The 12,697-nt window shown below is 62.4% G+C and carries 16 protein-coding genes; 5 read left to right on the top strand and 11 right to left on the bottom strand.

Annotation, left to right across the window (positions count from 1 at the left end; genetic code table 11):
* Window positions 1–28: 28 nt before the first annotated feature.
* A complete protein-coding gene (locus A6U98_RS07195; RefSeq protein WP_064648995.1) occupies window positions 29–382 on the bottom strand; it encodes a lysozyme inhibitor LprI family protein in 354 nt (117 codons plus the stop codon).
* A 23-nt stretch (window positions 383–405) separates the two neighbouring features.
* Window positions 406–786 (bottom strand): DUF1232 domain-containing protein, encoded by a 381-nt coding sequence (locus A6U98_RS07190; protein WP_064648993.1) that lies wholly within the window; start codon window positions 784–786, stop codon window positions 406–408.
* 257 nt (window positions 787–1,043) lie between these two features.
* On the opposite strand from A6U98_RS07190, the gene A6U98_RS07185 reads away from it, so the two are divergent.
* Together A6U98_RS07185 and A6U98_RS07180 are read left to right on the top strand one after the other, a co-directional pair.
* Window positions 1,044–2,447, top strand: a complete 1,404-nt coding sequence (locus A6U98_RS07185) for a DegQ family serine endoprotease (protein WP_064648991.1) — start codon at window positions 1,044–1,046, stop codon at window positions 2,445–2,447.
* The gene (locus A6U98_RS07180) at window positions 2,444–3,760 is read left to right on the top strand and encodes a replication-associated recombination protein A (protein ID WP_017991066.1); all 1,317 of its coding nucleotides are present in this window, start codon (window positions 2,444–2,446) and stop codon (window positions 3,758–3,760) included. Before A6U98_RS07185 ends, A6U98_RS07180 begins: the two co-directional genes overlap by 4 nt.
* 13 nt (window positions 3,761–3,773) lie before the next feature.
* Here the strand turns inward: A6U98_RS07180 and A6U98_RS07175 are convergent, their stop codons facing one another.
* The 5 genes from A6U98_RS07175 to A6U98_RS36660 form a co-directional block, all read right to left on the bottom strand.
* A complete protein-coding gene (locus A6U98_RS07175) occupies window positions 3,774–4,085 on the bottom strand; it encodes a DUF1883 domain-containing protein (protein ID WP_064648989.1) in 312 nt (103 codons plus the stop codon).
* Between the two features lie 131 nt (window positions 4,086–4,216).
* Window positions 4,217–4,480, bottom strand: coding sequence for a hypothetical protein (locus tag A6U98_RS07170; RefSeq protein ID WP_064648987.1), 264 nt, complete (start codon window positions 4,478–4,480; stop codon window positions 4,217–4,219).
* A gap of 26 nt (window positions 4,481–4,506) precedes the next feature.
* Complete coding sequence (locus tag A6U98_RS07165) at window positions 4,507–4,689, bottom strand: hypothetical protein (protein ID WP_042954347.1); 183 nt, start codon at window positions 4,687–4,689, stop codon at window positions 4,507–4,509.
* 121 nt (window positions 4,690–4,810) lie between these two features.
* Entirely contained in the window at window positions 4,811–5,731 is a 921-nt protein-coding gene (gene dapA, locus A6U98_RS07160) for a 4-hydroxy-tetrahydrodipicolinate synthase (RefSeq protein WP_064648985.1), read from the bottom strand.
* 7 nt (window positions 5,732–5,738) lie between these two features.
* Window positions 5,739–5,885 carry a hypothetical protein gene (locus tag A6U98_RS36660; protein WP_156667819.1) on the bottom strand — a complete coding sequence of 49 codons (147 nt, stop codon included), beginning with the start codon at window positions 5,883–5,885 and terminating at the stop codon, window positions 5,739–5,741.
* Window positions 5,886–6,080: 195 nt separating this feature from the next.
* Here A6U98_RS36660 and A6U98_RS07155 point away from each other — a divergent pair, with 195 nt between their 5' ends.
* Window positions 6,081–7,028: an alpha/beta fold hydrolase gene (locus A6U98_RS07155; RefSeq protein WP_064649205.1), complete on the top strand. Its 948-nt coding sequence runs from the start codon at window positions 6,081–6,083 to the stop codon at window positions 7,026–7,028.
* Between the two features lie 41 nt (window positions 7,029–7,069).
* Here A6U98_RS07155 and A6U98_RS07150 read toward each other — a convergent pair whose 3' ends face one another.
* On the bottom strand, window positions 7,070–8,074 hold the full coding sequence (locus tag A6U98_RS07150; protein WP_064648983.1) for a 2-dehydropantoate 2-reductase: 1,005 nt from the start codon (window positions 8,072–8,074) through the stop codon (window positions 7,070–7,072).
* A 103-nt stretch (window positions 8,075–8,177) separates the two neighbouring features.
* Window positions 8,178–9,029 (bottom strand): oxidoreductase, encoded by an 852-nt coding sequence (locus tag A6U98_RS07145; RefSeq protein WP_064648981.1) that lies wholly within the window; start codon window positions 9,027–9,029, stop codon window positions 8,178–8,180.
* A 126-nt stretch (window positions 9,030–9,155) separates the two neighbouring features.
* On the opposite strand from A6U98_RS07145, the gene A6U98_RS07140 reads away from it, so the two are divergent.
* Entirely contained in the window at window positions 9,156–10,043 is an 888-nt protein-coding gene (locus A6U98_RS07140; protein WP_064648979.1) for a LysR family transcriptional regulator, read from the top strand.
* Here A6U98_RS07140 and A6U98_RS07135 read toward each other — a convergent pair.
* Window positions 10,018–10,608 carry a nucleoside 2-deoxyribosyltransferase gene (locus A6U98_RS07135; RefSeq protein WP_064648977.1) on the bottom strand — a complete coding sequence of 197 codons (591 nt, stop codon included), beginning with the start codon at window positions 10,606–10,608 and terminating at the stop codon, window positions 10,018–10,020. The two genes, A6U98_RS07140 and A6U98_RS07135, sit on opposite strands and share 26 nt — an antisense overlap.
* Window positions 10,609–11,048: 440 nt before the next feature.
* On the opposite strand from A6U98_RS07135, the gene A6U98_RS07130 reads away from it, so the two are divergent.
* Window positions 11,049–12,023 carry an alpha/beta hydrolase gene (locus A6U98_RS07130; protein ID WP_197496362.1) on the top strand — a complete coding sequence of 325 codons (975 nt, stop codon included), beginning with the start codon at window positions 11,049–11,051 and terminating at the stop codon, window positions 12,021–12,023.
* A gap of 40 nt (window positions 12,024–12,063) precedes the next feature.
* On the opposite strand, the gene A6U98_RS07125 is transcribed toward A6U98_RS07130, so the two are convergent.
* Complete coding sequence (locus tag A6U98_RS07125; RefSeq protein ID WP_018072637.1) at window positions 12,064–12,681, bottom strand: carboxymuconolactone decarboxylase family protein; 618 nt, start codon at window positions 12,679–12,681, stop codon at window positions 12,064–12,066.
* Window positions 12,682–12,697: the final 16 nt, after the last annotated feature.

The following is a 12,697-nucleotide window of genomic DNA, read 5'->3' as shown; positions in this document are numbered from 1 at the left end:
AGTCAGCTGCGCTACCGACCGGTCGCTTTCAAAGCGGCCGGTTGATGTTTTTATAGGTCTCGCCGAGCTGCTTCAGCCGCTCGTCATAGACAGCCTTGATACAGGCCACATCCGCCCCGCATTCCTGCCGTTTCTTCAGCCAGGCCGTCTGCTCGTCCTGCAATGTTCCGCGCGAGCCCATCGCCAGCAGGCCGGAGAGCAGTTCGAACGTGGTTGCCATCTTCACGTCGGCGTCGTTGAGCGCGCGGTTGTCGCAGATCGCTTTTTCATCCGCCTTCAATTCTTTCGCATCGCAATCGAAGCTTGCTGCCTGTGCCAGGTTCGATGCAAGGAGCAGGATCGCAAAGCCGAGGGCCGCTGTCGTCGTTCTTGTCGTGATCATTCATATGTTCCTATTGCTGCCGATCAGGCTAGCTTCCGCAGTGCCAGAGCCAGGAAGATGATGCAGATGAGCCAGACGGCAAGGATGAAGATCAGTCCGGCCCGACTGGAGGGACGCTCGATGCGCCTTGTCGCCTCCGTACGAAGCTCGTTCATCACCTCCACCGGCACGAGCCGGATCGCCAGCATGATACCGAGCGGCACGATCAGGAGATCGTCGAGATAGCCCAGGATGGGGATGAAATCGGGGATCAGGTCGATGGGCGAAAGCGCATAGGCGGCAACGGCGCCGGCCACCGCTTTGGCATGCCAAGGCACGCGGGCGTCACGGGCGGCAAGCCATAGGGCCACGATGTCACGCTTCAGTGACTTCGCCCAGATTTTGGCTTTTGATATCAGTTGCATGGCCGATCTTTCTGAATCAAATTCGCATAGGCTTCAACCGGTTTCCAAGATGCCCTCTTGGCTTATTCCTCCATGCTTCCGCCCTCTTTCCTTTCTAGCGTCGGGCAGCAGAACAGGATGATTTTAGGCCGGGTCGGCCTAAAATCTGAATCCTGTTCGCCATTAGATAGTTAGAGCATGATGTCGTCCGAAAACCGCTCACACTTTTCGGCGTCATGCTCTAAAACGTTCCTCAAGAGGATTCACAAGGGATACCCATGCAAGGCATGTTCAAGCGCGCCTCCGTCTCACTATTCGCTCTCATGCTCGTTCTGCCGGCCGCAGCCCATGCGCAGACGGCAAAGACCGTACCCGAGAGCCAGATGCAGATGCAGCTCTCCTTCGCGCCGCTCGTCAAACAGACGTCAGGCGCCGTCGTCAACGTTTACGCGGAAAAGACCGTCCAGCGGCAGTCGCCTTTTGCCGGCGACCCTTTCTTCGAGCAATTTTTCGGCCAGCAGATGCCGAACCGTTCGGAGAAGCAGTCTTCGCTCGGCTCCGGCGTCATCGTCGAGGCGAACGGCACTGTCGTGACCAACAATCACGTCATCGAGGGCGCCGACGATATAAAGGTGGCGCTCTCGGACGGCCGCGAATTTCCCTGCAAGGTGGTGCTGCGCGACGACCGTGTCGATCTTGCCGTGCTGAAGATCGAGACTAAGGAAAGCTTTCCGACATTGCCGATCGCCAATTCCGATACGGTCGAGGTCGGTGATCTCGTCCTGGCGATCGGCAATCCCTTCGGTGTCGGCCAGACGGTGACGAGCGGTATCGTCTCGGCCCTTGCCCGCAACCAGGTGATCAAGAACGAGTTCGGCTTCTTCATCCAGACCGATGCCTCGATCAATCCCGGCAATTCCGGCGGCGCCTTGATGAACATGAAGGGCGAACTGATCGGCATCAACACGGCGATCTTCTCGCGCGGCGGCGGCTCGAACGGCATTGGCTTTGCCATTCCCGCCAACCTAGTCAAGGTCTTCCTCGCGTCGGCCGATGCCGGCGTCAAATCCTTCGAGCGGCCCTATGTCGGCGCAAGCTTCGATGCCGTAACCTCGGAAGTGGCCGAGGCGCTGGGGCTTAACAAGGCCCGCGGCGCGCTCGTCGTCAAGGTTTCGGAAGGTGGGCCAGCCGCCAAGGCCGGGCTGAAGGCCGGCGAAATCGTCACCGCCGTCGACGGAATTTCCGTCGAGCATCCGGATGCGCTGCTCTACCGGCTGACGACGGCGGGTCTCGGTAATTCGGTCAAGCTCACCGTCATCGAGAACGGCCGCGAGGAGCAACTGCCGCTGACGCTTGCCCGCGCCCCGGAAACCTCGCCGCGCGACCAGCGCACCATCGGCGGACACACGCCATTTACCGGTGCCGTCGTCGAGAACCTGTCGCCGCGGGTCGCCGACGAGTTGCGCATGCCGCCGGAATCGGCAGGCGTCGTCGTCTCCGAGGTGAAAGAGGATTCGCCTGCTGCCCGTCTCGGTTTCGAACCGAAGGATATCATCGTCTCGATCAACGGCACGGATGTGAAGTCGACCAGCGAACTGTCCGAGATCGCCGATAGCGACCCCGGCCTCTGGCGGGTCGAGATCGAGCGCGACGGCCAGCGCATCCGGCAATTTTTCCGATGAGCAACGATCTCTTCGCGCCGCGCGTTCCGGAGGAGGTCGCCGCCAGGCGGCCGCTTGCCGACCGGCTGCGGCCGAAGACGCTTGCCGATGTCACCGGTCAGGAACACCTGACCGGTGAGGATGGCGTGCTGAAAAGGATGATCGAAAGCGGCTCGCTCGGCTCGATGATCTTCTGGGGTCCGCCCGGCACCGGCAAGACGACTGTGGCACGGCTGCTTTCGGGCGAGGCGGGCCTGGCCTTCGAGCAGATATCGGCGATCTTCTCCGGCGTGGCCGACCTGAAGAAGGTGTTCGAAACAGCTCGTTTGCGGCGTATGGACGGCCGTCAGACGCTGCTCTTCGTCGATGAGATCCATCGTTTCAACCGCGCCCAGCAGGACAGTTTCCTGCCCGTCATGGAGGATGGCACCGTCATCCTCGTCGGCGCCACCACCGAAAACCCATCCTTCGAGCTCAACGCCGCTCTGCTGTCGCGGGCCCGTGTGCTCACCTTCAAGTCGCATGACGAGGAGAGCCTCGAGGAGCTGCTGAAGCGCGCCGAGGCGATCGAGCAGAAGCCGCTGCCGTTGACGGAGGATGCCCGCGTCAGCCTGATCCGCATGGCCGACGGCGACGGCCGCGCGGTGCTGACGCTCGCCGAAGAAGTCTGGCGCGCGGCGCGCGAAGGCGAGAGCTTCGACACGGAAGGCCTGACGCGCATCGTCCAGCGCCGTGCCCCGGTCTACGATAAGGCGCAGGATGGCCACTACAATCTGATCTCGGCGCTGCATAAATCCGTAAGGGGTTCGGATCCCGATGCCGCGCTCTACTATCTCGCCCGCATGTTCGATGCCGGCGAGGATCCGCTTTATCTCGGCCGGCGGCTGGTGCGCATGGCGGTGGAGGATATCGGTCTTGCCGATCCGCAGGCGCTGGTGATCTGCAACGCGGCCAAGGATGCCTATGAGTATCTCGGCTCGCCGGAAGGCGAACTGGCGCTGGCACAGGCCTGCGTCTATCTCGCCACCGCCCCGAAATCGAATGCCGTCTACACCGCCTTCAAGGCGGCAAGCCAGGCGGCAAAGCAGAACGGCTCGTTGCTGCCGCCGAAGCATATCCTCAATGCGCCGACCAAGCTGATGAAGGGCGAGGGTTACGGCGACGGCTATCGCTACGACCACGACGAGCCGGATGCCTTTTCCGGCCAGGATTATTTCCCGGAGAAGATGGGCCGCCAGATCTTCTACGATCCGCCGGAACGCGGCTTCGAGCGCGATATCCGCAAGCGGCTGGAATGGTGGGCGAAGCTTCGCAAGGAGCGCAATCCGCGCTGAAACCTGTCGAACGTCAGGAGGCGCGCGGCGTCTTCTGTTTTGCCGGCGCGGCGATCACCTTGACGGACGATTCCGCAAGACCGTGATGACCTTCCATATCGACGATGACATGCCAGTGACCGCTTTCCGGAACGGCGATCTTGATCGGCGATTTGCGCGCCACGCCACCGATATATTTGAAATCGAGAACCTCGGTGAATCGCTGGAAATTCGGGGCCGTCATCAGGCGGACATTGTTCACCGCATTCAACGACACCTCGATGATCGTTCCGGCGCGTTGTTCCCTAAGATCGTAATGGGTGAAGCGGAAATTCGGTTTCGGCATCGGTCTCGCGGCGTCTGAAGTCTGTGCGCCAGGATTTTACCAGCATGCCGGTTAAGGAAAAGTTGGAAATTGGCCTTCAACCCATGTCTTCGTGCTCCCGCCGCGTGAAAGCGGCGAGAGCACGGCTGCATTTAGTGGATGTTTGCATTGCCGCGCGCAAAGGGCGCGAATTCGAGCACCATGCCCGCGGCGGCCCTGTGGATGTCGGCGGAGGGGCAGTTGCATTCCCCTGCGGCGAAGTGAAGGGCGGCCGCCTCATTGATGAAGAGCCCGCCGACGAGGCCCTCGCGGTCGTGGACGATCCAGCGGCCGCTTCTGTCGCGGCCGACGGTGAAGCGGGCGGAAGGCGAGGGCGTTGCAGTGGGAAGAATGCGGCGTTGCTGTGCGTTTGCCATTTTGGTGATCCTTCGGTCCTGATGCTTCAGCGGGAGATGAGGTTGAAGGTCATCTGCACCAGTCCGGCAGAGGCCATCGCCACTAAAAGGCGGGGTGCAATGGCGGCAAGACCGGAGAGCATCGGATGGAAAGGGTCGGCGGCGAGTGCTCTGATGTGGCTGCGTTGCAGCGGGTCGATTTCGGCACTCGGTTCAGTCAGGCGTGACATCGGTTTGTCCTTTCGAAGTCTCACTCAACCGCCGCTTGATGGTGCGGCGGTGTCACGCTTCAAAGATAGGCTCGGGTGGATAGGCTTTCCATTTGGCGCCGGAGACAAAAATATAAAAATCTCATAGGGATAGCGCCAACCTGGGGCTGATTTCGTCGAGGAAGGGCGCAAGCGCCTTGCCGATTGCGAAACGCATCTCCGGCTCGGCGACGACAAGCGGAAGGCGAAGCTCGGTCTCCAGCCCGCGGATCAGCCGGAGCGCGTGCTTGATCTTAGCGGGATCGCCTTCCGGCCCAAGCGCTGTAATCAGTGGCAGCAGCCGATCCTGCAACGAGAGTGCCGCTGAAAGGTTTCCGGCCCGAGCCGCCTGCTGCATCGAAGTGAAGAGCCGCGGCAGCACATTGGCGCCCGACGAGATCATGCCGTCGCCACCGGCGATGGTGAAAGCGAGTGCAGAAGGATCATGCCCGGAAAAGAAGCGGAAGCGCTGCCGCAGGGACGGCGAGAGGCCGGCAAAGCGGGCGATATCGCCCGTGGCGTCGCGGATGCCAAAAATCCCTGGTATGGCCGCCAGCCTGCCGAGCGTTTCGGTCGAAAGATCACTCGCCGTCTGCGCCGGCGCGTTGTCGATGATAAGAGGCAGGCCGCTTGCCGCCGCCAACTCCTCGAAGTGGTGGATGATGCCCTTCTGCCCGGGCTTGGAATAATAGGGCACGGTCACGAGTGCGGCGGCGGCGCCGAGCGCTTGCGCCTCTCGGGTGAGCACGATCGTGCTTTCGGTGGAATTGGTGCCGGTGGCGGCGATGACGGGCACGCGGCCCGCCGCAGACCGGATGCTGAGGTCGATCACCTCGGCGCGCTCCTGCGGCGAAAGCGTCGGGCCTTCCCCCGTCGTCGAGCAGATGGCAAGCCCCTCGACGCCACTGAGGATCTGCCATTCCACAAGCGCCCGAAGCGCCGCCCTGTCGGGGTCGCCATTCAAGAACGGCGTCACGAGGGCGGTGATCGCGCCGGCAAGGCGCGGCATTCTCGCCGTTTCCATAGTGACCTCAGAGCACGCCGAGAACGACATAGAGTTCGACGCAGGCGAGCACGACGCCAAAAACCATCAGCGCCCGGGCGGTGCGCTTCTCGCGCATCTGCCGGCTGCCGCGCGTGATCCTGTGCGGGCGAAGGGGCCGGAAATCGGAGGACATGACATCTCGCATGGCATTTGACCTTTGCAGTGATGGCGAAAACCTACTGCCGCCTGCGATAGGAAATCCATTCGAGCCGAGGGGCGAAAATATAGGAATGACATAAAGGCCGATGCGAGAAATTTCGGCGCGTGGTGTCGGAAAGGGATAACCGCCACCGTCCTTGCGGTATCGATACCGAAAAGGAGCATGGAAATGTCGAAAATGACGGTGATTTCGATGATCGCAACGGCTGCTGCATTCGTTGCTGCGCCCAACATGGCTAGCGCCGAAAGTGCCGCGCCTGTTATCGAGGAGAAGAAGGCTGCAGCGCCGATCGTCAGGAAGGGAAGTCTGCCGGTCAACGGCATCGATTATTATTACGAGATCCGCGGCGAGGGCGAGCCGCTGCTGCTGCTTCACGGCGGCCTCGGGCAGATCGAGATGTTCGCGCCGGTCATGCCTGTTTTCACCGACCACCGGCAGGTGATCGCCGTCGATCTGCAGGGCCATGGCCGCACGCCCCTCGGCAAGCGGCCGATCGAGCTTCCGGCCATCGGCGCCGATCTCGCAATGCTGATGAAGCAGCTCGGTTACGACAAGCTCGATGTCTTCGGCTATTCCTTCGGCGGCGGGGTGGCGTTGAACATGGCGGCGAACGCGCCCGACCAAGTGCGCCGGCTGGTGATCCTCTCGGCACCCTATGCGCAGAACGGCTTCTTCCCGGAGATGCTGCCGCAGCAGGCGGCCGTCGGCGCCGGTATGGCTGATATGATGAAGGACACGCCGATGTTCCTCTCCTACAAGGCGGTGGCGCCTGACGTTTCAGAATTTCCGAAGCTGCTCGACGCCATGGGCGCGCTGATGCGCGAACCCATCGACTATAGTGATGCCGTCGCCAAGCTCACCATGCCGGTTATGCTGATCTATGGCGATGCCGACATGATCCGGCCCGAGCATATGATCGACTTCTACCACAAGCTCGGCGGCGGTCTGCGCGATGCGGGCTGGATGCGGGAAAACATGTCGAAGAACCGGCTGGCGATCCTGCCCGATCTCACCCACTACGAGACCTTCGCCTCGCCCCTCATGGCGAATATGGCGATGACCTTTCTCGATGGCGGCGGCAAGGCGCCGAACTGGGCCGAGCAGGTTGGAAAGTAAGCGAAGACGGCCGGATTTTCGCCGCCGCCCTTCCTCCGCAATCAGCCGCCGCGCTGGTTTTCCCGATCCAATTGGGTCACCAGCGCCAGGATCGTTTCCGATACCGGCGTCGGCACGGCGCTCAGGCGTCCGAGCGCCACCACCATGCCGACCAGCGGCGTTATTTCGAGCGCCTTGCCGCCGATCAGATCCTGCAGCATCGATGTGCGCACGCCGCCTATATGGCGCGATTGTTCCAGCCGCTGCTCGACGGTCATGCTGAACCGCGCACCCAGGGCCTCGCCGACGGCGCGGACCTCACTCATCACCTTGCCGACCGTAGCCGAAAGGGCGGGATCCGCCATGATGTCGGTCATCAGCGCCTTGGTCAGCGCGCTGATCGGGTTGAAGGCGGCGTTGCCCATCAACTTGCTCCAGATCTCGCCGCGGATATCAGGTGTCGTCGTAATGTTGAGGCCGGCGCCGGTCAGTACGGCGGCGATCGCTTCGAGATTGGGCGAGATGTCGCCGGAGGGCTCGCCGAGCACGAAGCGGCCGTTGTGGGAGAGCTGGATCTCGCCGGGGTTGATCACCTCGGCACCTTGATAAGCGACGCAGCCGATGACGCGTTCCGGTCCGATCAGCCGCCACAGCCTGCCGCCGGGATCGAGTTCGTCGAACTGCAGCTCGGCATGCCCGCTCTGGGTATCGCGGTGAAAATACCACCACGGGATGCCGTTGAGGATCATGACGACGCGGGTGCCCTCCTTGAGGAGGCCGGCAATGCCTTCGGCAGCGGGTGCCAGCTGATGCCCCTTCAGGCCGGTGACGACGAGATCCTGCGGCGGCAATGTCCCGGGATCGTCGGTCGCGGCAAGCCGGATATTGAGCGGCCTTTCCGCATCGGCTTCGTGCAGGCTGAGACCGTTGTCGCGGATGGCGTCGAGATGGGCCCCACGCGCGACGACGGAGATGATGGCGTCGTTTCCGGCTTGGCTTGCAAGCTTGACGGCGATAGCGCCGCCGAGTGCGCCGGCGCCATAGATGCAGATGGACTTGATGGACATGCTCGCCTCTTCATGGTGGTGATCGAACCTAGATCTAGGTCATTCCAGAAGTGAGGCGAATGCTAATTTGCCGCATCATGCGTTTTCCTGCTGGCAGTGCCCTTCAGGCCAAGGCCGTTGCATCGCTTGGAAAATCCGTGGACAGCGCGAGCGGGCGCCAGACGGCAAGTTCCTGTTCGACGCTGGCATGCTGCTCCTCGATCACGGCCACCGTGTCGCTGCCGAACGGCATGCGCAGCGGCGGATTGGCCGAGTTGACCATCGTCATGATGCCGGCGGCAAGCTTGGCGGGATTGCCGGGCTGGGCATGGTTTGCGTCGGCGGCGAAACTGCGCATCTTGCCGGCCGGCGTACCCTCGTAGTCCGCGATGGAGGCCGGGCTGATCGCTAGCGACGTGTCAGCGAGGAAGTCGGTGCGGAAGAAGCCCGGCTCGACGATCGTCACCTTGATGCCGAAAGGTTCGAGTTCGGCGGCCATCGATTCGGACAGGCCCTCGACGGCGAACTTCGTCGAGCCGTAGACGCCCCAGCCGGGATAGCCGAAATAACCGCCGATCGACGAGAAGTTCAGGATGTGGCCGGAGCGCTGGCGGCGCATATAGGGCAGCACGGCGCGCGTCACTTTCAAGAGGCCGAAGACGTTCGTGGCATAGAGCTTTTCGACCTCTTCGGCCGTGGCTTCCTCGACAGCGCCGAGCAAGCCGTAGCCGGCATTGTTGGCGAGGACGTCGATGCGGCCGAAGCGGGCGATGCCGGCAGCCGCTGCCTCCTTGGCCTGCGCCTCGTTGGTGACGTCGAGGGCAACGGCCAGCAGGTTCGGATGCTCGCCGAACTGCTCGGTGATGGTCTTCGGGTTGCGGGCAGTGGCGATAACGGCATCGCCTGACGCAAGGGCTTCCTTGGTCATCAGCGCGCCGAAGCCGCGGGATGCACCAGTGATGAACCATACTTTCATGACGAATTCCTTTCGAGAGCTATTCGGTTGGCGTCGCATCTCTGTGCTGACCGGTTGAATTTGACCGAAAATCCGTTGCTGTATAAGATTTGTTATTCTTGAAACTATGATGAGTGACATTCAGGAATGCGCGCCACTGAACTTTCCGAACTCGCAGCCTTCGCGGCCGTCGCCCGGCACAAAAGCTTCCGCAAGGCGGGCGAAGAGAGGGGTGTCACCGCCTCCGCGGTCAGCCACGCCGTGCTCAATCTCGAAGATCGGATCGGCATCCGCCTGCTCAACCGCACGACGCGCAGCGTTTCGCTGACCGAGGCCGGCGAACTGTTGATCTCGCATCTCGACCCGGCCTTCGGCGAAATGGCTGCAGCGCTGGATGCGCTGAACCGCTACCGCGACACGCCATTCGGCAAGGTGCGGATCAACGTTCCGAACTCGATCGGCCCCTTCGTCATCGGTCGTGTCATCGGCCCGTTGCTCAGAAAGAATCCCAATTTGCAGCTGGAGATCAACGCCACGGACAGGCTGGTCGATATCGTCGAAGAGGGCTTCGATGCCGGCATCCGCTTCGGCGAACGCGTCACCGAGGGCATGATCGCGTTGCGTATCAAGCCGCGCATCCGCTTGGTCGTCGTCGGCTCGCCCGCCTATTTCGAGACTCGGCCGAAACCGGCGACGCCGCACGAACTCAAGCGCCATCTCTGCATCCAGAACATGTTTCCTTCAGGCGCGCGTTACGCCTGGGAATTCGAGAAGGACGGCCAGGCGGTGAGCTTTCAGCCGACCGGACCGCTGTCGCTCGACGATCACGAGTTGATGATGCAGGCAGCGCTCGGCGGCGTCGGCCTTGCCTATGTCTGGGAGCCGCGCGTGGAGAAGGCGATCGCCAGCGGCGAGTTGATCCAGGTGCTGGACGATTGGTGCCAGCCGGAGGAACCGCTCTATCTCTACTATCCGAGCCGCCGCCACATGTCGGCGGGCTTCAGGGCGCTCATCGACGCGATGAAGGCGGAGTAGAAGAGGCCAGAATGCCGGCGATGGTCTGAAGCGCCTCGAAGTAAACCGTAAGGTCGCGGGCAGGATCCGCCGGGAGCGCCGCCGCACGAAACACCTTGCCTCCCGTCGCCTCGACCCCTCCGTCGATCATCAGGTTGTCGGCCATGCCGTGATTTTCGATCGCAATGCCATCCGGTCCGCGTGGGCGCCCGCTCGTCTCATCGATATCGAGTCCCGCATACCAGATCGAGCGAACACGCAGACCGTAGTCGTCGGGGTGATTGGTATAGGCGAAGACCGCTTTTCCCAGCGCAATCATAAAGCCGATCTCGTAGACCGTACCCGGATCGGCGCTGACGCCTCGAAAGGGAGTGATGTTGGCAAGGCAGATCTCGGCTCGACGCATGGCATCGTCGTTGCGTGCGTAGATCTCTGCGGCCGTCCGCTTCACCGGCGTCTGGTTTTCGTCGCTGCCGGGACCGGTCGGCTCGAAGCCGAACTGGCGCGCCATTCGGCGCTTTTCGGCCATGATGGGCATGGCATCCAGAAGAAAGACTTCCGGGCCGGCAAGGTAAATGGTGGTCATCGGTATCCTTCACGCACACGCAGGATGAGGCGCCGGGGTTAGGGGACTGCCAAGCACGTCGTCTTTTTCCGACGGAAGCGCGGCAAATGGCAAGCCATGCCGGCAGGCATTGTCCAATTTATTTTACTAGCAGCCTGATTCGCCGGCAGTGGACGGGCAACGGTCGACTTCATTCCCGACACAGCGGAGCGACGTCCGGAGGAGCCGCCCTATCTCCATCATCGAGTCGCCGCCTGATACCGGCGGGCTTCAGGCGGCGAGGCGATGCAGGCGGAATGAAAAAGCTTGGGGTTCGCGCCTGTCACCCTTTTGACTCCGGTGGACGAACCGGCCAAAGATGCCGCCATGGCCAGCATCGTCAGGAGAGGTTGATGAACGGTCGGATTTTGCCAGCTGGTATTCGAAGAGCCCCCAAGCGGCTCAAATGTCTGTTCCCCACTTTGGCTGCGCTGATGCTGCTCGCCTCGGCGGCGGTCGGGCGGGACATTGGGCCGCAAAGCCCGGCCTCGCGCGAACAGGTCGAAAAGCTCGTCGGCCTCTGGAAAGATCACTTTGCCGGCGCCGATAGCCTGCAGCAGCGGCGGACAGCCTTCAGGACGCTGATGGAGACGACGCCGGGGCCGACGCGCATCCAGGTTCGGCAGGTCGATGCCGACGGCGTCGACGCCGAGCTGATGTGGCCTGCCCGTCTTCATCACCCGATCGGCCAAAGGGTGATCCTCTATGTTCACGGCGGCGGCTTTTCCAGCGGCTCCATTCGCACGCATAGCCTGCTTGCCGGCTCGCTCGCCAAAGCCGCATCCAGCGACATCCTTCTCATTGATTATCGGCTGATGCCCGAATATGCCTATCCCGCGCAGATCAACGACGCGCTGACCGCCTATCGCTGGCTTCTCGACAACGGCTATCGGAGCGAGAATGTCATCGTCGCCGGAGACGGCGCCGGCGGCAATATCGCGATCGAGACGGTGCTGAGGCAGATGCAGGCGGCAAAGCCGTTGCCGGCGGCTGTGATTGCGCTCAGCCCCATCACCGATCTTGCCGCGACGGGCGGATCTATGACATCAAATGCCGGAAGCGATCCGCTGGTCGGCAAGGACTGGATCGAGACCTTGCGCAAGACCTATCTCCGCAGCCGGTCTCCGACCGATCCCCAGGCATCGCCGCTTTACGCCGACATGACCGGCTTTCCACCGCTACTGCTGCAGGTCGGCTCCGGCGAAGTTCTGCTGGACGATACGCTGCGGCTCGCCGACAAGGCGCGCCAGGCGGGAGTGGACGTCACCACCGAGGTCTGGCCCGGCATGCCGCATCAGTGGCAGCTGTTTCCCTCGCTGCTCGACGATGCCGATCGGTCGAGCCAGAATATCGCCGAGTTCGCGATCCGGCATTTTGCGGACAAGCCGCAGGAGTAGGGGCCGCAGGACCAGGCGTCCTGGCACCTCCGTCCTCGCATCATTGCGCGCGAGACGGTGACGGCGCCAGAGGCCGCTCGACCTCTCGGCCGACGCTGAGCGTCTTTCGCACATTCGGCTCCAGCCGCTCGATATAGGCATGGTCGGGTGCAGCGCCCAGCGCATCCAACATTTTCGAGAAGAAACACCGGGCCGCTGCCGCAGCCGTGACGTCGAAGACATCGGCATCGCTCAGCCCGTGTTTCTTCAGCCCGTCGATGTCCTGCTGCGTCACCGACGTTGCATCGCGTGCCACCTTGGCGGCAAAGGCCATGATCGCGCGTTCGCCGGCATCGATCGGCGCCTTCTCCGTCTCGTTGACAACAGCCGTCAGCCCGTCGCTGGTGAAACCCTCGCGCAGCAGCACCGAGCCGTGCGCCAGCATGCAATACGAGGATTTGAGCTCCTTGGCCGCCGCCAGCGTCACCAGTTCGTAGCGCCGCAAGCTCATATGGCCGCGAATGCTCGAAAGCAGCGCCGCCCAGCTCTCCATCACCTCCGGCCGATGGCCGAAGGCCCGATACATGTTCGGCAGATAACCATAATTCGCCTCGGCCGACGCATACATCGACGTCGTCTTCTCGCTGGCGGATGCATTGGGGGTGTGAATGAAAGCCATGGCATGATCCTCCTCT

Origin of the sequence: Rhizobium sp. WYCCWR10014, assembly GCF_001657485.1 — a bacterium.
GTDB lineage: Bacteria > Pseudomonadota > Alphaproteobacteria > Rhizobiales > Rhizobiaceae > Rhizobium.
This window is presented reverse-complemented; position numbering and strand designations above follow the sequence as displayed.